This window comes from Leisingera sp. G5_S3_59_S7, assembly GCF_054968485.1.
The window spans coordinates 1-22369 of the sequence record NZ_JBQKUH010000037.1 but is presented as its reverse complement, the minus strand read 5'-3'; the positions used below and the strand labels follow the sequence as shown (position 1 = coordinate 22369).

21 protein-coding genes are annotated in these 22369 nt (G+C 63.5%); 6 read left to right on the top strand and 15 right to left on the bottom strand.

Going from position 1 to position 22369, the window contains the following annotated elements; all coding sequences use genetic code 11:
- Nucleotides 1–11: 11 nt before the first annotated feature.
- The 3 genes from napE to ACTRWG_RS15695 all read right to left on the bottom strand — a co-directional run bounded on the left by napE (nucleotide 12) and on the right by ACTRWG_RS15695 (nucleotide 3695).
- Nucleotides 12–161 (bottom strand): periplasmic nitrate reductase, NapE protein, encoded by a 150-nt coding sequence (napE, locus tag ACTRWG_RS15705; RefSeq protein ID WP_008553292.1) that lies wholly within the window; start codon nucleotides 159–161, stop codon nucleotides 12–14.
- A 437-nt stretch (nucleotides 162–598) separates the two neighbouring features.
- The gene (gyrB, locus tag ACTRWG_RS15700; RefSeq protein WP_027236077.1) at nucleotides 599–3016 is read right to left on the bottom strand and encodes a DNA topoisomerase (ATP-hydrolyzing) subunit B; all 2418 of its coding nucleotides are present in this window, start codon (nucleotides 3014–3016) and stop codon (nucleotides 599–601) included.
- A gap of 85 nt (nucleotides 3017–3101) precedes the next feature.
- Nucleotides 3102–3695 carry an NAD(P)H-dependent oxidoreductase gene (locus ACTRWG_RS15695; RefSeq protein WP_027236076.1) on the bottom strand — a complete coding sequence of 198 codons (594 nt, stop codon included), beginning with the start codon at nucleotides 3693–3695 and terminating at the stop codon, nucleotides 3102–3104.
- Between the two features lie 108 nt (nucleotides 3696–3803).
- On the opposite strand from ACTRWG_RS15695, the gene ACTRWG_RS15690 reads away from it, so the two are divergent.
- Complete coding sequence (locus tag ACTRWG_RS15690; RefSeq protein ID WP_027236075.1) at nucleotides 3804–4397, top strand: TetR/AcrR family transcriptional regulator; 594 nt, start codon at nucleotides 3804–3806, stop codon at nucleotides 4395–4397.
- 9 nt (nucleotides 4398–4406) lie between these two features.
- Here ACTRWG_RS15690 and ACTRWG_RS15685 read toward each other — a convergent pair whose 3' ends face one another.
- The 11 genes from ACTRWG_RS15685 to ACTRWG_RS15635 all read right to left on the bottom strand — a co-directional run bounded on the left by ACTRWG_RS15685 (nucleotide 4407) and on the right by ACTRWG_RS15635 (nucleotide 17539).
- Nucleotides 4407–5027, bottom strand: coding sequence for a LysE family translocator (locus ACTRWG_RS15685; RefSeq protein WP_027236074.1), 621 nt, complete (start codon nucleotides 5025–5027; stop codon nucleotides 4407–4409).
- Nucleotides 5024–6121 (bottom strand): DNA replication/repair protein RecF, encoded by a 1098-nt coding sequence (recF, locus tag ACTRWG_RS15680; RefSeq protein ID WP_027236073.1) that lies wholly within the window; start codon nucleotides 6119–6121, stop codon nucleotides 5024–5026. Before recF ends, ACTRWG_RS15685 begins: the two co-directional genes overlap by 4 nt.
- A 97-nt stretch (nucleotides 6122–6218) precedes the next feature.
- Complete coding sequence (gene dnaN / locus ACTRWG_RS15675) at nucleotides 6219–7337, bottom strand: DNA polymerase III subunit beta (RefSeq protein WP_027236072.1); 1119 nt, start codon at nucleotides 7335–7337, stop codon at nucleotides 6219–6221.
- A 258-nt stretch (nucleotides 7338–7595) separates the two neighbouring features.
- Nucleotides 7596–10046, bottom strand: coding sequence for a GcvT family protein (locus ACTRWG_RS15670; RefSeq protein ID WP_027236071.1), 2451 nt, complete (start codon nucleotides 10044–10046; stop codon nucleotides 7596–7598).
- An 83-nt stretch (nucleotides 10047–10129) separates the two neighbouring features.
- The gene (locus ACTRWG_RS15665) at nucleotides 10130–11143 is read right to left on the bottom strand and encodes a GlxA family transcriptional regulator (protein ID WP_051357781.1); all 1014 of its coding nucleotides are present in this window, start codon (nucleotides 11141–11143) and stop codon (nucleotides 10130–10132) included.
- Nucleotides 11144–11181: 38 nt separating this feature from the next.
- Nucleotides 11182–12078: a homocysteine S-methyltransferase family protein gene (locus ACTRWG_RS15660; protein ID WP_027236069.1), complete on the bottom strand. Its 897-nt coding sequence runs from the start codon at nucleotides 12076–12078 to the stop codon at nucleotides 11182–11184.
- Between the two features lie 125 nt (nucleotides 12079–12203).
- Complete coding sequence (locus ACTRWG_RS15655) at nucleotides 12204–14651, bottom strand: GcvT family protein (RefSeq protein WP_027236068.1); 2448 nt, start codon at nucleotides 14649–14651, stop codon at nucleotides 12204–12206.
- A gap of 15 nt (nucleotides 14652–14666) precedes the next feature.
- Nucleotides 14667–15038, bottom strand: a complete 372-nt coding sequence (locus tag ACTRWG_RS15650) for a GFA family protein (protein WP_027236067.1) — start codon at nucleotides 15036–15038, stop codon at nucleotides 14667–14669.
- A gap of 9 nt (nucleotides 15039–15047) precedes the next feature.
- The gene (locus tag ACTRWG_RS15645; RefSeq protein ID WP_027236066.1) at nucleotides 15048–15617 is read right to left on the bottom strand and encodes a helix-turn-helix domain-containing protein; all 570 of its coding nucleotides are present in this window, start codon (nucleotides 15615–15617) and stop codon (nucleotides 15048–15050) included.
- 196 nt (nucleotides 15618–15813) lie between these two features.
- Nucleotides 15814–16269 (bottom strand): GAF domain-containing protein, encoded by a 456-nt coding sequence (locus tag ACTRWG_RS15640; RefSeq protein ID WP_259957652.1) that lies wholly within the window; start codon nucleotides 16267–16269, stop codon nucleotides 15814–15816.
- 97 nt (nucleotides 16270–16366) lie between these two features.
- On the bottom strand, nucleotides 16367–17539 hold the full coding sequence (locus tag ACTRWG_RS15635; protein WP_462829567.1) for a thiolase family protein: 1173 nt from the start codon (nucleotides 17537–17539) through the stop codon (nucleotides 16367–16369).
- A 94-nt stretch (nucleotides 17540–17633) separates the two neighbouring features.
- On the opposite strand from ACTRWG_RS15635, the gene ACTRWG_RS15630 reads away from it, so the two are divergent.
- The 3 genes from ACTRWG_RS15630 to ACTRWG_RS15620 all read left to right on the top strand — a co-directional run bounded on the left by ACTRWG_RS15630 (nucleotide 17634) and on the right by ACTRWG_RS15620 (nucleotide 20349).
- Nucleotides 17634–17978, top strand: coding sequence for an STAS domain-containing protein (locus ACTRWG_RS15630; RefSeq protein WP_027236063.1), 345 nt, complete (start codon nucleotides 17634–17636; stop codon nucleotides 17976–17978).
- A 34-nt stretch (nucleotides 17979–18012) separates the two neighbouring features.
- Nucleotides 18013–18462 (top strand): ATP-binding protein, encoded by a 450-nt coding sequence (locus ACTRWG_RS15625; RefSeq protein ID WP_027236062.1) that lies wholly within the window; start codon nucleotides 18013–18015, stop codon nucleotides 18460–18462.
- A 312-nt stretch (nucleotides 18463–18774) separates the two neighbouring features.
- A complete protein-coding gene (locus ACTRWG_RS15620) occupies nucleotides 18775–20349 on the top strand; it encodes a gamma-glutamyltransferase family protein (RefSeq protein WP_027236061.1) in 1575 nt (524 codons plus the stop codon).
- Nucleotides 20350–20397: 48 nt separating this feature from the next.
- Here the strand turns inward: ACTRWG_RS15620 and hspQ are convergent, their stop codons facing one another.
- Entirely contained in the window at nucleotides 20398–20724 is a 327-nt protein-coding gene (hspQ, locus tag ACTRWG_RS15615; protein ID WP_027236060.1) for a heat shock protein HspQ, read from the bottom strand.
- Between the two features lie 86 nt (nucleotides 20725–20810).
- On the opposite strand from hspQ, the gene ACTRWG_RS15610 reads away from it, so the two are divergent.
- Both ACTRWG_RS15610 and ACTRWG_RS15605 read left to right on the top strand, forming a co-directional pair.
- Nucleotides 20811–21698: an AEC family transporter gene (locus tag ACTRWG_RS15610; RefSeq protein WP_027236059.1), complete on the top strand. Its 888-nt coding sequence runs from the start codon at nucleotides 20811–20813 to the stop codon at nucleotides 21696–21698.
- Between the two features lie 67 nt (nucleotides 21699–21765).
- Nucleotides 21766–22353: a transglycosylase SLT domain-containing protein gene (locus tag ACTRWG_RS15605; protein ID WP_027236058.1), complete on the top strand. Its 588-nt coding sequence runs from the start codon at nucleotides 21766–21768 to the stop codon at nucleotides 22351–22353.
- Nucleotides 22354–22369 lie beyond the last annotated feature (16 nt).

Genomic DNA, 22369 nt, shown 5'->3' with positions numbered 1-22369 from the left:
GGCCTGGCCTCTTAACCGGCGGGCGGGCCCAGGAAGATCTGGGAAATCCAGATGATCAGGCCGTAACCGCCGACAATCCCCACCGCCAGAACCGGCGCCAGAATGACGGCGAGAAACAGGAAAGTGTTCCGCTCTTCGGCTTTGGTTGGCTGTTCGGACATATGTGTCCTCCTTGGCTCTCACTTTCACAGCGGAGCAGGCCAGCCAGGAAACGGTCACATCAGATGCCGGTTTTCCAGGTCAGCTTCACTTCGCTGGACGGGAGAATGCGAAGGACCGGCGCCCGGCACTTTGATCTGAGTCATTTTCTACGTGGTTGATTTGGAAATTCAAAACATTCAAATAATCAAAAGTAAGAGTAAGTTGACCAAGCGCAAACTCTTCCGCCGGTGGTTGTTAAGAATTTCAAAAAGTAGCAACGCGGCTGCTGATCAAGCGGCCTGAAGCCTGCGGGCGGCCGCGATCACAGAAACGGGCAGAGCCGCAGCGGCGCCGCAAAGCCACCGCCGGGTCCGAGGCGCGCAGCCTTCACCCGCACGTTTGGCGGGCCCTTGCCCCGCAGCGGCAGGCGGCGGGGCAAAGGGCTTCAAGGGAGGTTTTAGAAGTCCAGGTTTTCGACGCTGAGGGCGTTTTTCTGGATGAACTCGCGGCGGGGTTCCACGACATCGCCCATCAGCTTGGTGAACAGGTCATCCGCCTCGACCATATCGTCGATGCGCACCTGAAGCAGCGTCCGCGCGTCCGGGTCCAGGGTGGTTTCCCACAGCTGGTCCGGATTCATTTCCCCCAGACCCTTGTAGCGCTGCAGGGTGAGGCCTTTTTCGCCTTCCTCCAGGATCGCTTGCAGCAGGCCGAGCGGCCCGTGAATGATCTGGCTGCGGTCGCGGCGCACCAGCTGGGCGGTGGTGCCATAGATTTCCTGCAAGCTTTGGGTGAAGCTGCCGGTCTTGCGGGCCTCGCCGGAGCGCAGCATCGGGCCGTCCAGGGTGCGCACTTCCTCCACCCCGCGCAGGATGCGGGCCAGGCGGATGCCGTGATCCTGGGTGATCCGGCCCTGCCAGCCGCGCTCATATTCCAGCGCGATGGCGTCGAGGCGGGCAGCAACCTTGTCGGCAACGCCTTGCAGGTCGGAATCCACAGCACCGGGCACAAAGGCACCAGCTACCGCGGCCTGCTCCAGGATGTGGCGCGGGTAGTGTGTCGGGAAAGCATCCAGTACGCGCTTGAGCTGGCGTGCCTCATCGACCACGCGGGTGAGGTCTGCACCAGCGATCTCGGAGCCGTCGCCCAGTTTCAGCAGCGCGCCATCGACGCCCTGGTTGATCAGATAGTCATCCAGCGCCGCCTGGTCCTTGAGGTAGACCTCCGACTTGCCGCGCGCGACCTTATAAAGCGGCGGCTGCGCGATATAGAGGTAGCCGCCCTCGATCAGCTCCGGCATCTGGCGGTAGAAGAAGGTCAGCAGCAGGGTGCGGATGTGGGCGCCGTCGACGTCGGCGTCGGTCATGATGACGATCTTGTGGTACCGCAGCTTGGAGATGTCGAACTCATCCCGGCCGATGCCGGTGCCCAGAGCCATCACCAGGTTGCCGATCTCCTGGCTCGACAGCATCCGGTCGAAACGTGCGCGTTCCACGTTCAGGATCTTGCCGCGCAGGGGCAGGATCGCCTGGGTCATCCGGTCCCGGCCCGTCTGGGCAGAACCGCCGGCCGAGTCACCCTCGACCAGGAAGACTTCGGTCTTGGACGGGTCCTTCTCGGAGCAGTCCTTGAGTTTGCCGGCCAGGTAGTTCACGTCCATCGCGGTCTTGCGGCGGGTCAGCTCGCGCGCCTTGCGCGCAGCCTCGCGCGCCAGTGCGGCCTCGATGATCTTGCCGACGATCTGCTTGGCCTCGTTCGGGTTTTCTTCGAACCATTCGGCCAGCTTTTCGCCGACCAGGCTTTCCACCACCGGGCGCACCTCGGAGGAGACCAGCTTGTCCTTGGTCTGGCTGGAGAATTTCGGGTCCGGCACCTTGACGGACAGAACGCAGGTCAGGCCCTCACGCGCGTCGTCGCCGGTAAAGGAAACCTTCTCCTTTTTGGCGATGCCGGAGGACTGGGCGTAGTTGTTGATGGTCCGGGTCAGGGCGCCGCGGAAACCGGCCACGTGGGTGCCGCCGTCCCGCTGCGGGATGTTGTTGGTGAAGGGCAGCACCGTCTCGTGGTAGCTGTCGTTCCACCACATGGCGATTTCAACGCCGATCTCGTCCTTTTCACCGATGATATATACCGGGGTGTCCATGACCGGCGCCTTGTGGCGGTCCAGGTATTTGACGAATTCCTTGACGCCGCCCTCATAGAACAGCTCAATTTCCAGCCGCTCAGCCGGGCGCTCATCGATCAGGATGATGCGCACGCCGGAGTTCAGGAAGGCCAGCTCGCGCAGGCGCTTTTCCAGGGTTTCAAACGAGTATTCCAGGTTCGAGAACGTGTCGGTCGACGCCAGGAAACGCACCTCGGTGCCGGTCCGGTCGCCGCAGTCGCCAACCACGGTCAGATGCTTGGCAGTCTCGCCGCGCTCGAACCGGGCGATGTGCTCCTTGCCGTCGCGCCAGATGCGCAGCTCCAGCCAGTCGGACAGCGCGTTCACCACGGACACGCCCACGCCGTGCAGACCGCCCGAAACCTTGTAGGAGTTGCTGTCGAACTTACCGCCCGCATGCAACTGGGTCATGATGACCTCGGCGGCAGAGACGCCTTCCTCCTCGTGGATGCCCACCGGGATCCCGCGGCCGTTGTCGCTGACAGAAACGCTGGAATCGGCGTGGATTTTCACCGTTACGTGGTCGGCATGACCCGCCAGCGCCTCGTCGATGCCGTTGTCCACCACCTCATAGACCATGTGGTGCAGGCCCGAGCCGTCATCCGTGTCCCCGATGTACATGCCGGGGCGTTTGCGAACCGCCTCCAACCCTTTGAGAACCTTGATGGAATCCGCGCCATATTCTGCGGGGGCCTGCTCGTTTCCGGACATTCACATCTTCCTGTCTTTGCTTCGGGATTTTATACGAAGTCTGACCGGGAATGTCACGCGCAAGCCCCCTTTTTTCTTGGCAGAATCAGGCCGCTTTGGCCCCCAGCCCGCCAGCTGTCGCAAGCCAGGTTTTAACCTTGGCTTCAGGCGCATCGGTGGCCGGCGCGAATGTGCTGAAACGCGTGGGCTTGATGCCGACAAAGCCGAGGATCTGGCGGCTGATGAATTTCTTCACCGCGTTGCCGTAGAACAGCCGCAGCCACAGCGCAGGCGTGTCCGAGGTCAGCAGCACCCGCGCGGTCTTGCCGGTCAGCATCGGCGCCGGGAGCCCCATGAAACTCACATTGCGGGTGTCAAAGGCGCGCCCCGGCAGCAAGGCCCGGTCAAACACCGCCTTCAGCTTGGCCGGCACCGCCCCCCACCACAGCGGCGCAGCCATCACCACGTGCTCTGCCCATTCCAGATCCTCCAGAAACTGCGCAAGATCCGGCTCCAACGGCTTCGGGTTCTCATACCCGCCCTGCCCATAGTCCATGTCGAACTGCATTTGTGAGATGTCATGGCAGCGCACTTGGTGGCCGGCTTCCTCAGCCGCGGCCTGATAGGCGGCGCAGAGCGATTTTGACAGCGAGGTTTGGCCGGGGTGGCCGTTCAGGATCAGAATTTTCCGGGCAGACATATCGGACTCCGCAAGTTAAGTTGACCGTGGTCACTTTATTGAATCAAAAATGACCATGGTCAATTATAAAATTGACCATGGTCAATAACGAGATCGTGAGGCTGAGACATGACACGCGCCCCTCAGAAACGGCGGCTGGAAACCCGGGCAAGGCTGCTGGAAGTGGCGGCCGCCATCGTGCAGGAGCAAGGCTACAGCGGATTGCGGGTGGAGGATGTGGTGGCCCGCGCCGGCGTGGCCAAGGGCACCCTGTTCTCCCACTTCAAGGACAAGGACGGGCTGCTGGCGGTGCTGATCGGAGAAGAGGTGACGCGCCTGCTGGACGCAATGGAAGCCGGCGGCACCCCTTCGGACGTTGCCGCCCTCACCGCCCGGCTGGCTCCGCATCTCGATTACGTTGCGCAGGACCGCGTGATCTTTGATCTGCTGCTGCGCTATTCAGGCACCACGGCAGCGGAACCGGACGAAGTGGTGGCGGCAAGCTTTATCCGCCAAGTAACCTTGCTGACAGGCTGGCTGCAAACGCTGCAGGCAGCGGGCAAGGCCCGCAAGGACCAGCCGCCGGAACTGCTGGCAGAAGGCATCCAGGGCTTTCTCAACCATGTGCTGGGGGTGTGGTTTTGCGCCGAGCACGCGAATGACGCTTCGCCCGCCCAGGCGCTTGCACCCTATCTGCAGGCCTGGCTGCAGCCGCCCGGGTAGGGCCGGCGCTCAGGTGAAGGGGATCACCAGCCCCACACCGATCAGCAGCCCGCCCGACACCAGGTTGATGCGCCGCCGGATCCGCGCCGAGGTGATTGCACGCCGCACCCGGTGCACCATGCCCGCCAGCGCCAGGTTGCCGGTCAGCGGGATCACAAAGGACAGCGCCACGATGGCGGCCACATCCGGCCAGGAGGTGCCCGACAGGTCAAAGAACCCCGGCAGAACGCCCATATAGAACAGGATCGCCTTGGGGTTTCCCAGGATCGCGGCAATCCCGGCCATGAACCCGGCCCAGATCCCTGGGCGGGTCAGGGCCCGGTTTTCCTCCACTGCGTCGCCGGCATGGCGGATCAGCAGATACCCCATGCCGAGAAACATCAGGCAGGCCACCCAGCGCAAAACGGTCATGATGCCGGTGAACTCGGACACCACCCAGGACATGCCCGCAACGGCGATCAGCGGCCACAGGATATCGCCGCAAGCCACGCCCAGCGCCAGCGGCCAGGCCGCTTGAAATCCGCCCGAGACCGACCGCGCCATCAGCGCCAACCAAACCGGGCCAGGGGTCAAGAACAGGATCAGCAGCGCCCCCGCATAGAGGGTCAGATCCCAGGCAGAGACAGTCATTTTTGCAAAACCTCCGACGTGCCGCCGCTGTCCGAGACTTCCAGCACTTGGGCACGGCCCTCCAGTTCGGCAAACAGCTCCGGCCCGGTGCCGGTCATCCAGGCCTGGGTGCCCAGCGCGCAGATCTCGTCATACAGCGCGGCCCGGCGGCCTGCATCCAGATGCGCGGCCACCTCGTCCAGCAGCAGGATCGGCGGCGCGCCCTCGCGCTGCGCCAGCGCCCTTGCATTGGCCAGGATCAAGGACACCAGCAGCGCCTTTTGCTCGCCGGTGGAGCAATCCTTGGCCGGGATGCCCTTGGCCCGGTAAGTGCCGATCAGGTCGGTGCGGTGCGGCCCCACCAGGGTGCGGCCTGCCGCGAGATCCCGGAACCGGCTTTCCTGCAGCGCCTCGCGGAAATCATCTTCTGTCGCAGGCATGCTGCCTTCGGACTGCAGCAATTCCAGCTCAGCCGCGGGAAAGGCGGTTTCCGCCTCAGCCTGCGCCACTTGCAGCAGATCCACCGCCTGCACCCGCGCGGCGTGGATCCGGTGCCCGGCGGCGGCCATGCGGTCCTCCAGCACCCGGTACCAGGCCGCATCGCGCACCTGCTCCTTCAACAGCCGGTTGCGCTCGCGCATCGCTTTCTCATAGGCCAGCGAGGCCTCGGCATGGCCGGGCTCGAAACTCAGCGCGATCCGGTCTAGGAACCGCCGCCGCCCTTCCGCCGCCTCGATCCACAGCCGGTCCATCGCCGGGATCAGCCAGACCACCCGCGCCACCTGACCCAGCGCCAGCTGGCTGGCGGATTTGTTGTCGATCTTCACCTGCCGGGCGGTGCCGCCCTCGGACCAGGTTTCGACTTCATAAGCCTGCGAAGGCGCCCGCAGCTCTCCCCTCAGTTTCCAGCCCAGCGCTTCGGGCTGGCGCGCCATCTCCGCAGCGCTGGCGCGGCGCAAACCGCGGCCCGGCGAAAACAGCGACACCGCCTCCAGGATGTTGGTCTTGCCCGCCCCGTTGTCCCCGTAGATCGCCACCGGACGCCCGTCCAAACGCAATTCCGCCCGCAAATGCGAGCGGAAATGGGACAGGGTCAAGGCAGTCAGGGCCAGCACGAGGCGCGCTCCCTTTTCATTTTTCTAAAAATACCCGCGTCCCCCTGCCCGGCAGGCGGCTTTGCCGCCGAGAGGGGAGGCAGCGCCGTCAGGCGCTTCAGACCCGCATCGGCATCACGACGTAAACGGCGCTTTCGTCGTTGCCTTCGCGCATCAGGGTCGGATCCCCGGAGGAGTTGAACATGAACACGGCGTTTTCGCGGTCCACCTGGTTGGCGATCTCCAGCAGGTATTTGGCGTTAAAGCCGATTTCCAGCCGCTCGTCGTTATAGGCAACCGCCAGCTCTTCCTCGGCGGCACCGCTGTCGGGCGCATTGACCGACAGGATCAGCCGGTCCTCTTCCAGCTGCAGCTTCACCGCACGGGAGCGTTCGGAGGACACGGTCGCAACCCGGTCAACGGCTTGGGCGAACTCGGCGGCGTCCACTTCCAGGCGGCGGGTGTTGCCGGCCGGGATCACGCGGGTGTAGTCGGGGAAGGTTCCGTCGATCACCTTGGAGGTCAGGGTGATGTTCGGGGTGGCAAAGCGCACCTTGGTTTCCGAGACAGACACGGCGATGTCCATGTCATCATCATCCAGCAGCTTACGCAGCTCGCCAACGGTCTTGCGCGGCACAATCACGCCCGGCATGTCCTCAGCCCCCAGCGGCAGCTCGGCGTCGATGCGGGCCAGGCGGTGGCCGTCGGTGGCCACGGCGCGCAGAACTTTGCCGCCATCGCCCGATGACACATGCAGATAGACACCGTTCAGGTAATAGCGGGTCTCCTCGGTAGAGATCGCGAATTTCGACTTGTCAAACAGGCGGCGCAGCACCGCGGCCTTAGCGGCGAAGTTCGAGTGGTACTCGGACGAGGCCATCACCGGGAAATCCTCGCGCGGCAGGGTCGCCAGCGAGAAGTTGGAGCGCCCGGCCTCAACGGTCAGACGCCCGGTTGCGGCATCAGCGGTCAGGGTGACCAGCGCGCCGTCGGGCAGCTTGCGGACGATCTCGTGCAAGGTGGTGGCGGCGACGGTGGTGGCCCCGGCGCGCTCCACCTGGGCGGGGGCTTTGTCGACCACCTCGATATCCAGATCGGTGGCGCGGAACTGGACGCTGTCGCCCTCGGCTTCGATCAGCACATTCGCCAGGATCGGAATGGTGTTGCGGCGCTCGACCACAGACTGCGCCTGAGCCACAGCCTTGAGAAGCGTGCCGCGTTCGATGCTGATCTTCATGTCCCAAATCCTCTTCGTCAGGCCCGTGTCTGGTGCCGGGACAAGCAACCTACCTGTTTACCCCTGCCGCACAAGGCTTTTTATGGATTTCTCCAAGGGATTTCCGGCGGGGTCAAGAGGCGGCGGGCGGCTTGGCTGCGAAACCGGTGGAAACGTTGCACCGGAACCCGAAACTGTCCTTGCCGGGGCACGGAATGAAGTACGCCCCAGCGCTGGGGCCGGGGCGTGATACGGGCAGGTGAAACGACTGGAGAGGGCTTAGGCCTTCACCCGCTCCGATTTCGGATCGTACATCGGCTTCAGCGAGGCCTCGGCCCTCACCTTCACCCCGCAGACGTCGATCTCGTAGGTGGAGCGCAGAACATCCGCGGTGCTTTCGCTTTCGCACGGCACATAACCCATGCCGATGGCACCGCCCAGCGTGTGGCCGTAGTTGCCGGAGCTGAGGTAGCCCACGTATTCGCCGTCGCGGATGATCGGCTCATTATGGAACAAGAGCGGCTCGGGGTCGGTCAGCTTGAACTGGACCATGCGGTTTTTGGGACCGGTTTCCTTGCGTTCCAGCACCGCAGCTTTGCCGATGAAATCGTCCTTGCCGGTGGCAACCGCAAAGCCCAGGCCCGCGTCGATCACATTGTCCTCGCAGGTGATGTCGTGGCCGAAGTGGCGGAACCCCTTCTCGATCCTGCAGCTGTCCATCATGTGCATGCCGCAGAGCTTGAGGCCCATGTCCTGGCCCGCTTCCCACAAGGTTTCGAAAGCGTGGCCCGCCATGTCGGCGCCGACATAGATCTCCCAGCCCAGTTCACCCACGTAGGTCACCCGGTGCACACGGGCGAGACCCATGCCCAGTTCGATCTCTTGCGCGGTGCCAAAGGGGTTCACCTCGTTGGAGAAGTCGTTTGGCGAGACCTTCTGCAGCAGCTTGCGCGCATTCGGCCCCATCACCGCCAGCACGCCCTCGCCTGCGGTCACATCGGTGATCACCACGCGGTGGTCGCCCGCGTGGCGCATCATCCAGGTCTGGTCGGCCAAGCGGGTCACTGCCGGGGTCACCACCAGATAGGCGGTCTCGCTCAGGCGGGTGACGGTCACATCCGCCTCGATCCCGCCGCGGGGGTTCAGGAACTGGGTGTAGACGATCTTGCCCGCGGGAACGGAGACATTGGCACCGCAGATGTAGTTCAGGAATTTCTCGGCATCCGGACCTTCGACGCGGATCTTGCCGAATGAGGACATGTCGTACATGCCGATATTTTCCCGCACGGCGCGGTGTTCGGCGGCGGAGTTCTCAAACCAGTTCTGGCGCTTCCAGCTGTACTGGTATTCGCGCTCCTGCCCCTCATTGGCAAACCAGTTGGCGCGCTCCCAGCCGCCGATTTCGCCCATCACAGCGCCCTGCTCCAGCAGGTGATGGTGGAACGGAGTGCGGCGCACGCCGCGGGCGGTGGCCTTCTGGCGGTAGGGGAAGTGGTCGGCGTAGAGGAGGCCCAGAGTCTCTTTGGAGCGCTCGAACAGGTAGTGCTTGTTGCCCTGGAAGGGGTGCATGCGGGAGATGTCCACGTCACCGAGGTCAAACGGCTTCTGGCCGTCTTCCATCCACTGCGCCAAGGCCATGCCAGCGCCGCCGGCCGACTGGATACCGATCGAGTTGAAGCCTGCCGCGACCCAGAAGTTGTCCATCTCCGGCGCCAAGCCGAGGTGGTATGCGTCATCCGGGGTAAAGGACTCGGGGCCGTTGAAGAACGTGTGGATACCCGCCTCTGCCAGCATCGGCATCCGGTTGCAGGCCGCTTCCAGGATCGGCTCGAAATGGTCGAAGTCCTCGGGCAGCTGATCGAATTCGAAGCTGTCGGGAATGCCGTTCATCGCCCAGGGCTTGGCGTTCGGCTCAAACGCACCCAGCAGGATCTTGCCCGCGTCTTCCTTGTAATAGGCGCATTCATCCGGGACGCGCAGCACCGGCATCTGGGTGAGGCCCGTGATCCCTTCGGTGACGATATAGAAGTGTTCGCAAGCATGAAGCGGGACGTTGACGCCCGCCATGCGGCCGACCTCGTGGCCCCACATACCCGCGCAGTTCACCACCATGTCGGCCTCGATATGACCCTGCGACTGGCCGTCATCGCTGGCCCAGTCGACGCCGGTGACGCGGCGGCCGTCCTTGGAGATGCCGGTGACCTTGATGCGTTCCTTGACCAATGCGCCGCGCTGGCGGGCGCCTTTGGCCAGGGCCAGCGCGATGTTGGCCGGGTCGCCCTGCCCGTCCTTGGGCAGCCACACGCCTGCGGTCACGTCGCCCACATTCAGGTGCTCGTAGCGGGCTTTGACTTCCTCGGGGGAGATTTCCTCAACCTCGACACCGAACGCGCGCGCCATTGCTGCCTGGCGGAAGATCTCTTCCTTGCGCTCTTCGCTCAGGGCAACGGTGATCGAGCCGCAGCGCTTGAAGCCGGTGGCGACACCGGTTTCCGTTTCCAGCGAGCCATAAAGTTCCTGGCTGTACTTCGCCAGCTTGGTCATGTTGGCGGTGGCGCGCAGCTGGGCGATCAGGCCCGCGGCGTGCCAGGTGGTGCCGGAGGTCAGCTGCTTGCGCTCCAGCAGCACGACATCTTTCCAGCCGAGCTTGGTCAGGTGATAGGCCACCGAGCAGCCGATCACGCCGCCGCCGATAATGACCACGCGGGCCTTGTTGGGAAGATCGCTCATGTCATCGCTCCACATTCAGTGTCCGGCCTCATTTATCACGGGCAGGCGGCGCAAAATGCATCAAAAACGTCAGACTCCCCAGGCTATTCTCCGGCTGTGAGGATATTTTCCGATCCGTCCTCGCCCAGTCTGCGGCGCTTGCGCAGGGCAAAGGGGGTGATGCCGAAGAAGCTTTTGTAGAGACTGGAAAACCCGTTCGGAAACCCGCAGGCGAGGCCGATTTCCCGCACGCTCATGGTGGTGTTGAGCAAGAGGTTGTTGGCCTTGGACAGGCGCATTTCCCGGTAAAAGCCGTTGGGAGTGGTGCCGAGGAAGGTCTTGAACTTGCGCTCCAGCGAGCGGGTGGAAATGCCAAGCTCGGCAACAATTTCGCTGATTGGCACCGGTTCTTCGATGTTGTCCTGCATGATGCGGATGCAGTGGTCCAGGTCGCTGTCGCCGGTGATCGTCGGCTTGGCGCCGGCGAAGGGCTGCAGCGAGGAGAAGTCGCGCACTTGTTCGTGCAGCATGATGTTGGCCACGGTCATCTGCGCCGCGGCAGAGGTCAGCCGCCCGACGAGTTCCAGCGCAATGTCGACAGTGGAGCCCATGCCGGCGCAGGTCACCACCATCCCGTCCTCGCTGGCCAGCGCGTGGCTGGAATCGTTCAGCCCCATGCGTTCGCGCAGCAAGGCGGAGTTTTCCCAGTGGGTGGTCAGCCGCCCGGACGCGCCGCCCTGGTCGCGGATATAGCGGGCCGCAGCCTCCGCCAGCAGGTAGACCTTGATGCCGCGGCAGGTGTAGCTGGAAATCACCCGGCCCAAGCTGAGACCCGGGTGGTCCGGGTCGGAGTTGCCAAGGAAAAAGGCGTAATCCGCGTCAGGCTTGACCGCAAAAGGTTCGGTATCGAGGCTGAGGCCCGCCCGGCAGCCGACGCGTCCGCCCTGCAGCGAGCGCACCGTCCATTTGAACGGCGGCTGGGCCAGCACCCGGTTGGCGATCCGCAGCACCTCGAGGATTGCCGACATTTCGACCAAGACAAAGCCTTCGGTGACGATGATGTCGATGGTCCAGACCCGGGCAGGGTCGGCTGCTTTGGATTTTTCCGGAATTGCCATGCTGATCCCCTCCCCTGGGCAGACGATGTCAGACAGTGTCAGACGATCCGATGCCCGGCAGCACGCAGCTGGCGGGCCAGTTCGGCAATGTGGTCCGGGCCGACTTCACAGCAGCCGCCGACGATGGTGGCGCCCTGGGCCACCCAGCCCATCGCAAATTCCGCGTAGGCCTTGGGGTCCAGATCCTGGCGCTGCTCCAAGGCGTCCACGGTCGGCGCATCCTTCAGAAAGCCTTCGGAAATACGGGTAAAGCCATTGGCATAGGCCCCGAACGGCTTGCCGAAGTTCCTCACGATGTTCAGCCCGTCGCCGATCACCTCCGGACGGGAACAGTTAAGCAGAACCGCATCGGGCTGGTACTCCCCGACGACCTGCGCAAGCGCCGAAAGCGGTTCGCCAGAGCGCAGCAGGGTGCCATCCTCGTCATTGACGGAAGCGGACAGCCAGACGGGCTTATCAGTGTCAGAACAGCCCAGAAGCGCGCCTTTGGCATGCTCCAGCGAGGAGACCGTCTCAATCAGGAAGAGATCCGCCTTCGGCTCCAGCAGCGTGACCAGCTCGGCATATACCTGTTTCGCTTCGTCCTGCGGCGGGCAAATGTCCGGGCGGTAGGAAGCAATCAGCGGGCCCAGCGCGGCAGCGATGCGGCCTGAGCCATGCGCATCCCGGGCCGCCGCCGCCTGTGCCGCGGCTTTTTCCAGCAGCTCTTCGAAATGGTCTTCGATACCTGCGCGCACCAGACGGTCACGCAGCACGGCATAGGTATTTGTGGTGGCAATGGTGGCGCCGGCGGCAAAGTAGTCGGCGTGAATCCCGCCCACCACATCCGGCCTGTCGATCATCACCGAGGTTGACCACAGGGGCGTTGCCCTGTCACCGGAGCGCTTGACAACCTCCTGCCCGATCGAGCCATCCAGAAGCGTGATTTCAGCCATACCGAACCGTCCTTTTCTACCGGTGCCTTGCGCCGCCAGGATACAGGAAACGGTCCGGCGGCGCAGGCTGTCTTGCAATAGGGCGTCAGCCCGGGCAGATCGCCGCCCGGGCTCATGCCGGCCGATCAGGCGCGCAGGCGTTCGTTCGCCGGATCCCACAACGGTTCGTCTTTCTGAACCACCGCGCGGCATTTCTCACCGTATATCTCAACCTCCAGCTCAGTGCCCGGCACCGCCAGATCGGCGCGCACCATGCCCAGCGCGATGGAGGCATTCACACGGTAGCCCCAATCGCCGGAGGTGGTTTCCCCCACGATCTCCCCGTCCTTCCAGATGCAGGACATGTAGGGCGCATCCGCATCGCCGGCCTCGACAATCAGGGTGACAAAGGACTTCTTCACGCCCTGCTGCTTTTCGGCCTGGATCGCGGCCTTGCCCGGGAAGTCCTGCGGCTTGTCCAGCTTGACGAACCGCTCAAGGCCCCCTTCGAGCAGCGAATAATCGGTGCTGAGGTCGCCCTTCCAGGTGCGGTAGCCTTTTTCAATACGCAGGGAATTCAGCGCATACATGCCAAACGGCTTGGCGCCGCCCGCCAGCAGGGCCTCGTAAATCTCAGGCTGATGCTGGTTGGCGCAATGCACTTCCCAGCCCAGTTCGCCCGCATAGGACACCCGTGCCAGGAAGGCGGGCTTGCCTGCAACGGTGGCTTCCTGATGGGTCAGCCAGCCGAGCGACAGGTCAGCATCCGAGATGCCTGCCAGCAGCTCCCGCGATTTCGGGCCCGTGACGATCATGGTCGCGAAATCTGTGGTGCGGTCAGTCAAGGTCAGGCCCTCGGGCAGCGCCTTGCGTAGAATCTCGAAGTCGTGCCACTGGGCCGAGCCCGCAGTGATCATTGTGAAGTGGTCTTCGCCATGACGGATGCAGGACATCTCGGTCAGGATGCGGCCGCGGTCGTCAGAGAAGTAGACGAGGTTCATCCGCCCCGCCTTGGGCAGACCGCCGGTAATCATGCCGCGCAGAAACTCGGCTGCGCCCTCGCCGTCCAGGTTGAAGCGGGAAAAGCCCGGCAGATCCAGCACGCCGACGCTGTCGCGCACCGCTTCGCATTCTTCCTTGATCCGCTGCTGCCACGGTCCGGAGCGGCCCCAGGTATGGGTCGCTTCCTCGGAGGTGTCATCACCATCCTTGGCAAACCAGTTGGCGCGCTCCCAGCCGTTGTAGGCGCCCATCTGGCCGCCCAGTCCGATGATCCTGTCATGCACCTGGCTGACCTTCTTGCCGCGCGCAGCGGGCCATTCGTGGTGCGGGAAGTGCATGGCGTATTCGTTGCCGTAAACCTCCATGCCTTTCTGGTCGCAATAATCCTGATCGGTGTAGTCGGTGTAGCGGCGCGGATCGACCGACCACATGTCCCATTCGGTCTGGCCATCAACGATCCACTCCGCCAGCACCTTGCCGGCGCCGCCGCCCTGGGCGATGCCAAAGGTGAAAACGCAAGCCTCAAACGCGTTGTCGACACCCGGCATCGGGCCGATCAGCGGCAAACCGTCGGGCGCATAGGGGATCGGGCCGTTGATCACGCTGGACACACCCGATGAGGCCATCAGCGGCACCCGCTCCATCGCATCGGTCACGATGTCCTCGATCCGGTCCAGATCGTCCGACCACAGCTGGAACGAGAAATCGTCCGGCATCTGGTCCTCCTCGGTCATCCAGTGGCCTTTGCAGTTCGGTTCGTAGGGGCCGAGGTTGTAACCGTTTTTCTCCTGACGCAGGTAATAGGAGACATCCACGTCGCGGATCAGCGGCAGCTTTTTTCCGTGCTCCTTACTCCAGGCTTCCACTTCAGGGATTTGCTCAGTCAGCAGGTACTGGTGGCTCATCACCATCATCGGCACAGTGCGGCCGCCGTACTCCTTGAACCACTCACCCACACGCTGAGCATAATAGCCGGCGGCGTTCACCACATAATCGCATTCGATGTCGCCCTTGTCAGTGTGCACGATCCAGGTTTTGTCTTCCTTCTGCGTCACACCAGTGGCCGGGCAGAAGCGGATGATCCTCGCGCCCATGTCACGGGCGCCCTTGGCCAGTGCCTGTGTCACCTGCGCCGGGTCGATGTCGCCATCCGACGGATCCCACAGCACACCTTCCAGATCATGGGTTTCCAGGAACGGATAGTTTTCCTTGGCTTGCTCCGGGGTCCAGATTTCCATCCCGATGCCCTGGTAACGGCCCATGGAGCAGGCGCGCTCGAACTCCTGCATCCGCTCCTTGGTGTGCGCCAGGCGGATCGAACCGGTCTGGTGATAGTTCATCGGATAGTCGACCTCCTCGCCAAGGCGCGAATAGAGCTCGGTCGAATAGCGCTGCATGTTCATGATCGACCAGGAGGTCGAGAAGGTCGGGACGTTGCCCGCGGCGTGCCAGGTCGAGCCGGCCGTCAGCTCGTTCTTTTCCAAGAGCACGCAATCGGTCCAGCCCTTCTTGGCCAGATGATAAAGCGACGAGCAGCCGATGACGCCGCCGCCGATGATGACCACACGGGCCTTGGATGGAAAATCAGACATGTTCGCTCCCTAGTCTCAGTCTTCTTGCGGCACGCCGTCCGCAATCTGGTAGTAGTCGCCCTTGGAGGCGGTAAAGATGTGCTTTTCGACGCTGAGACCGGTGTTCCCGTCGACGGCGCCTAAAGCAAAGCTGGTGGTGTCTTCGCCCGCCCCCTTCCAGAACAGGAAAGAACCGCAGCGCGGGCAGCTACCGCGCTTGGCCTGTGGCGTTGCCTCGAACCAGCTCACCGGACCGGTGATGGCGAGGTCCTCATCGCGCACCTGAGCCGACGCCCAGATGCCGCCGGATTGCTTGCGGCACTGGCTGCAATGGCACATCGAGGCACCCTGCGGCCGGGCCGCAGTTTCAAACCGGATGTCGCCGCAAAGGCAGGATCCCTTGATCATTTTTCCCTCCTAATAAACCGGCGGCGCGATCACCCAGACAGCCACGGCGGGCTCGTCGTAGGGGTTCGACCACTGATAGGGCTCATGCTTGATCCGGAAGCTGTCACCGGGACCGACGGTAAAGCTGCGGCCGCCGATCAGCAGGTCCAGCCTGCCCGAGATCATGTAGCCGACCTCCTGTGTCGGCCGGTTGGCCGGCGTCTGCATCCGCGAGCGCGGCTGGAAGGTGGAATGCACCATCTCGAAATCGTCGGTCAGGTCGGGCGACAGCAGCTCTTCGATCAGCCCTTCCTCGCCAGACCCCATCGGCCGGCGGGAGCCTGCGCGCACGATATACCCATGTTCCTCCGCCGGGGCGCCGGAATGGGCAAACAGCATCGACATCGGCACGCCCAGCGCCTCGGCAATCTGGCGCAGGTCCGAGATCGAGGGTTCGGACATGTCGCGTTCAACCTGGCTCAGCCAGCCGACCGAGCGGTTCAGAACCGCAGCGATATCCGACAGCGTCAGCCCCCGCGCCTTGCGCAGGGCCCGGATATCGGCCCCCAGTGTCGCTGCTGCCAGGGTCTGGTCGTTCACAGCCTCTCTCCTCGTTCGTGAAAAAATCCTCTTGTTTTTCACGATGCCCCGAGTCCGTGAAATTTCCAAGCATTTTTTCACGTGAGGCTTTCCCCCATAAAAAACCCGGCGCACAAAGGCGCCGGGCTCTTTCATCTTTCAAAATACACTCTGGGGTGAGGCCGCAAGGCCGAGGGGCAAAGCCCCTTCGGGCGAATCAGCTTTGCCCGAACACCTGCCGCAGGATCGCGGCTAGCTGGTCAGCATCTTCCTGGGTGAAGGCATCGGGCTGGTCGCTGTCGATGTCAAAAACCCCGATCAGATCGCCCGCCGCATTCCAGACCGGCAGCACCAGCTCCGACCGCGTCGACGAGGCGCAGGCGATATGGCCGGGAAAAGCCTCCACGTCCGGGACCAGCTGCACCTCGCCGCTGCGTGCGGCTGCGCCGCATACGCCGCGCGAGAACGGGATTTGCAGGCAGCCATGGCCACCCTGATAAGGACCGATCTTCAGCAGCTCCGGCGCAACGGCGCGGTAAAAGCCGGTCCAGTCGAACCGGCCGTCGGCGTGATGCACCTCGCAGGCGACGGTGGCCATAAGCGCCACTTCATCCGTCTCGCCTTCGGTCAGCGAAGCGATGGTTTTGGCCAGGGTTTCATAATCGGCCCGCATGAACAGCCCTCCTTAAACGCAGCAGAGGGGGCTGTCTGCCCCCTCTTGACCTGACGGTCAATTCACCCCCGAGGATACTTCGGGCCAGATGAAGGGATCACACCCGCTCGATTGCGATCGCGGTGCCTTCGCCGCCGCCGATGCAGATGGCTGCGACGCCGCGCTTGAGGCCGCGCTTTTCCAGCGCGTTCAGCAAGGTGACCATGATCCGCGCGCCGGAGGCGCCAATGGGGTGGCCCAGCGCACAGGCGCCGCCGTTCACATTCACCTTGTCGCGGGGCAGGCCCATTTCGTGCATGAAGGCCATCGGCACCACGGCGAAGGCCTCATTGACCTCCCACAGATCGACATCCTCAACCTTCCAGCCGATGTTCTTGAGCAGTTTCTGCGCAGCCGGAACCGGCGCGGTGGTGAACCAGCCCGGCGCCTGGGCGTGGCTGGCATGGCCCAGAATGCGGGCGCGCACATTCAGGCCCTGCGCCTCGGCAGCCTCGGCGGAAGCCATCAGCAGCGCCGCGGCGCCATCCGAAATGGAAGAGGCATTGGCCGCGGTCACGGTGCCATCCTTGCGGAACGCCGGTTTCAGAGTCGGGATCTTTTCCGGGCGCGCCGATTTCGGCTGCTCATCGGCATCCGTGACCACTTCGCCCTTACGGGTTTTCACGGTCACAGGCGCGATTTCACCATCGAAGGCACCGCTTTCCTGTGCATCCAGCGCATTGGACAGCGATTTCAGCGCATATTCGTCCTGGGCTTCGCGGGTGAACTGGTATTTTTCCGCGCAGTCCTCGGCAAAGGTGCCCATCAGCCGGCCCTTGTCATAGGCGTCCTCCAGCCCGTCCAGGAACATGTGGTCGATCACCTGGCCATGGCCGATGCGGGCGCCGCCGCGCATTTTCGGCAGAATGTAGGGGGCATTGGTCATGCTCTCCATACCGCCGGCAATCATCGTGTCCGCGTGGCCCAGCGCGATCTGGTCAAAGGCGATCATCGCCGCCTTCATGCCGGAGCCGCACATCTTATTGAGCGTGGTGGCCGGCACCTCTTCGCCCAGGCCCGCCGCAAACCCGGCCTGGCGCGCCGGCGCCTGACCCTGGCCCGCGGGCAGCACACAGCCCATCAGCACCTCATCGGCAGTGGCCGCGCCGGCCCCTTCGAGGGCCGCCCGGATGGCCGCGCCGCCCAGCTCCGAAGCCGTCACCCCGTCGTACATTCCCTGGAACCCGCCCATCGGCGTCCGGGCTGCTCCGGCGATAACAACATCTTTCATGCAATTTTCCTCCAATCGTCAAAATTATACCTACAGAAAAGTAAGCTTTGCGGTCTAGAGTGCAGCCAAATGACGTTACATCCCGGGGGAAGAAATGAGCCTGACGACCACCATGACGGACGATGCCCAGATCGTCAAAGTCAATGCCGAACGTATTGACGCCGCCATGGCCATCCAATTCAAAGAGGACATGCGGACGGAAACCGAAAGCGGCCCGGAGCGTGTGATTTTGGATCTGTCCGAGGTCCAGTTTATCGATTCCAGCGGGCTTGGCGCAATTGTCGCGGCGATGAAGCAGCTGGGCGGCAGCCGCAAGCTGGATCTCGCCGGTCTGACCCCGATGGTGGAAAAGGTTTTCCGGCTCACCCGGATGGACACGGTCTTTGACCTTTATGGTTCGCTGAGCGAAGCAACCGCGCCTGCTGACGCAAATTCCTGAAGACGATGCGCTGGCGGCGCAAAGCGAGAAATTGATGGTAAAAACCTTTGCCTGCTCGTTCACGGCCACAAATCTGGATGCCCGCCAGGGGATCCAGTCCGTGGTCAGCAAACTGCGGTCCCTCGGGGTTCCGGGTGCCCGCGTGGACGAGGTGCAAATTGCCCTGACCGAAGCCGTGAACAACGTGGTCGAACACGCCTATGAGGACAGACCGCCTGGCGATGTCCGGATCCGGGGGGAGCTGTTCCCGGAGCGGTTGTGGATCAGCATTCAGGATGCCGGCAGCCCGTTCCCCAAGGGTGAGCTGCCCGAGGGCAAACCCGCCGACATCAGCGGCCCCGCAGACAGCCTGCCCGAAGGCGGCTTTGGCTGGTTCCTGATCCGGGAACTGGCAAGCCAGGTCCAGTACGAGCGGTCGGAGGGAAACAACAACCTGTCGCTCTGCTTTGAAATCCAGGTCACCAGCCCTTCTGAAAACTCCTGAACCAGGTCCCGCCCCGGCCCGCAGGCAAGCCGTCGGTTAGCTGCATTTTTAACGCTCCGCCACACCGGCGCCGCATTCCCGGCAAACCGCAGCCCAATACATATGCGAAACCTTACCTGTAGCTGAAACGAGCTTCCCCTGGTGCCGCGTATCCTAGCCCCCACCAGTGCACGGCACCGGGGACATCTCTTTCAAACCGCTCTCCCGCCATTTGATCCGTAACGTTCCGTCCCGCCGCAGCGGACCGGGAATTTTATTGCCTTCCTGCACCGCCTGCCTAGGCTCTGTCCGGCAACAGCAGGGAGCCGGAGCATGCGCGACTTTCATCTTCCCGGGCGGTCAGCCGTTTTCGCAGGCAACGGCCTGTGCGCTACTTCTCACCCGCTGGCGGCCGGCGTGGCGGTGGATATCCTCAAGCGCGGTGGCAATGCGATGGATGCGGCCCTGGCCGGGGCGGTGCTGCTGGGCATTTGCGAACCGCAGATGACCGGGATCGGCGGCGACTGCTTTGTGCTCTTTTCGCGGCCGGGCAGCGGGGTTCAGGCGCTGAACGGATCGGGCTGCGCGCCTGCGGCCGCCAGTGCCGGCGCCATGCGGGAACGGGGCCTGCACGCGGTGCCGCTGGGCAGCCCCGAGTCTGTTACAATCCCTTGCGCAATCGATGCCTTCTGCCGCCTTGCCGAACGCGAGGGCCGGCTGGGGCTCGATACGCTGCTTCAGCCCGCGATACATTATGCAGAGGAAGGCGTGCCGGTGGCGCCGCGCACGGCCTTTGATTGGAAGAACGGCGCCGGCACGCTGCAAGGCGCGGCCCGGCGCCATTATTTGAGGGACGGGAACCCCCTGCGCAGCGGCGAGGTTTTCCGGGCGCCCGGTCAGGCCGAAGTCCTGCGCCGCATCGCCAAACACGGGCGGGATGCGTTTTATACTGGCGACGTGGCTGAGGACATGGTCCAGGCGCTGGCCGCACTAGGCGGCGTTCACACGCTGGAGGATTTCGCCGGCGCAACCAGTTTTGCAACACAGCCGGTAAGCGGACAGTACAAGGCGCATGAACTGGCCGAGCATCCGCCCAACGGTCAGGGCGCGACGGCAATTCTTCTGCTGAATATCCTCAAGCACTTTGACCTTGCCCGGATGGACCCGTTCGGGGCCGAACGGGCGCATATCGAGGCTGAAGCCGCCAAGCTTGCTTATGATGCGCGCAACCGGTTTCTGGCTGATCCGGACCACACCTCGCGGCTGGCGCATATGCTGGCCCCGGAAACTGCCGCCAGCCTTGCCACGCTGATCGACCCCAAACGCGCGATGTCGGCTGCCGCGCCGCTGAGCGAGGCCGTGCACAAGGATACGGTCTACATCACCGTGGTGGACAAAGACCGGATGGCCGTGTCGCTGATCTATTCGATTTTCCACGGCTTCGGGTCCGGCATCGCGTCAGAGAAGTTCGGCATCCTGCTGCAGAACCGCGGTGCGGGTTTCACCCTGGAGGAAGGCCACCCGAATGAGCTTGGCCCCGGCAAGCGGCCGATGCACACGATCATCCCCGCCATGCTGCAGCAGGACGGAGAGGTGATCATGCCCTTCGGTGTGATGGGCGGCGGCTATCAGCCCGCGGGTCACGCCCGGCTTGTCACAAACCTGCTGGATTTCGGCATGGATCTGCAATCCGCCGTCGACGCCCCGCGCTGCTTTGCCGACGGCGGCGTGCTGAAGGTCGAGCGCGGGTATGCGGCGCCGGTTCATCAGGCCCTTGCGGATCTGGGGCATAAGATAGAGGTGCCGGACACACCGCTGGGCGGTGCGCAGGCTGTCAGGATCCATGCCTCGGGCGTTCTGGAGGGCGCCAGCGATCCGCGCAAAGACGGCTGTGCGCTGGGGTATTGATGGGCAAATCTGCCACTGTTTCGATCAGCGGCCGGTCTCGTGCGGCTCTCAGTTCAACTGGTAGTGCAGCGCATAGGCGCCGCCATCGAAATTGCCGAACATCTCAGGCACGTCCGGGTGGCCGACCGGCTCCCCGGAGTAATCCGCCACCAGGTTCTGCTCCGAGACATAGGCCACATAGTAGCTTTGGTCGTTCTCCGCCAGCAGGTGGTAGAAAGGCTGGTCCTTCACCGGACGGCTGTCCTCGGGGATTGCCTCGTACCACTCCTCGGTGTTGGAGAATTCCGGATCAACGTCGAAAACCACCCCGCGGAAGGGGTGCTTCCGGTGGCGGACGACCTGCCCAAGGTTGTATTTCGCTCGTGTTCTTAACATGGTCATGCTAGCCCCCGTTCTTTGTAAATAGCGCGCTCGCGCAGCAATTGTCCAACTCTTGGCGCAAATTTTCGGGGAAACAGATTGTGAACCTGGCTCTGACAGTGCTCGAAATCACCGCTCCGGTGTTCCTCCTGGCCCTGGCCGGGTTCCTCTGGGTGAAACTTGGTTTTGAGTTCCGGACCCAGTTTGTCACCCGGCTGGCAATGACGCTGGCGGTGCCCTGCCTGATCTTCACCGCGCTGATGAACACCAGCCTGGACAAGGCGGCGCTGGGGACATTCGTGCTGGCCGCGCTGGCAGGACATGCGGTGATGGCAGTAGCGGGCGAGATCCTCTGCCGCACCGGCGGGCTGGAGCGGCGGACCTATCTGGCGCCGTTTATCTTTGGCAACACCGGCAACCTGGGCATTCCGCTGGCGATGTTTGCCTTTGGCGAGGCCGGGCTTGGCTATGCCGTCGTCATGCTCGCCGTGTCTGCCATCCTGTCTTTCACTTATGGCATCTACCTGGTGGCCGGGCACAGTGCGGGCAGCAAGGCCATCCGGGAGCCTATGGTCTGGGCCACACTGCTGGGCGCGCTGTTCCTGTGGCAGGACTGGGAAACCCCGCGTTTCCTGACCAACGCGCTGGAGCTGACCGGGCAGATGGCGGTGCCGCTGATGCTGATCACCCTCGGGACCGCCGTGGCCCGGCTGACGCCCGGCGAAACCGGCAAGGCGGTTGCGCTGTCACTGGTGAAGTTCCTGGTCAGCGCCGCCGCGGGCTGGGGCCTTGCGGTGGCGTTCGGACTGGATCCGACGGCTTCGGGCGTGCTGATCCTCCAGCTGGCCACCCCCGTCGCCGTCACCGCCTATCTGCTGGCAGAGAAATTCGAGGCAGATTCCAGCGCCGTGGCGGGGCTTGTGGTGGTTTCGACCCTGATGTCGGCGCTGCTGCTGCCGCTGCTGCTGAGCCAGGTGCTGGAAATTTGATTTTCACACCGGCCGCAATCCGCTAGAGTTGCCGAAAACATACCCAATACAAAAATGGGCTGAGGCAATGAGCAGATTCCTGAGCGCCCTTGTACTCCTGATGGCGGTCGCGTCATGCGGAGGCGGGCACAAAGCGCCGCCGCGCAACCTGGATAACGCGTGCAGCATCATCCAGCAGCGCCCCGAATACCTGAAGGCGTTCCGCGCCACCCAGCGCCGCTGGGGCGTGCCGGTGCATGTGCAGATGGCAACCATCTATCACGAAAGCCGGTTCCGCGGCGACGCCCGCACGCCGCACCAGTTCCTGCTGGGCGTGATCCCGGTCGGGCGGCAATCCAGCGCCTATGGCTACAGCCAGGCCCTGGACGGCACCTGGGACGATTACCGCCGCGATACCGGCCGGCGCCGGGCCAAGCGCGACCGGATCAGCGATGCCGCTGATTTCATGGGCTGGTACATGCGCAAGAGCTACGAGAAAAACGGCATCCCGCTCTATGATGCGCGCAATCAGTACCTGGCCTATCACGAGGGCCATTACGGTTATGCCCGCGGCAGCTACCGGTCGAAATCCTGGCTGATGCGGGTGGCCGGCAAGGTCGAATCCCGCGCTCAGACCTATCAGGCGCAGCTCGCCACCTGCCGCAAGTTCCGCTGAGGCCCAGCAGGCGCGG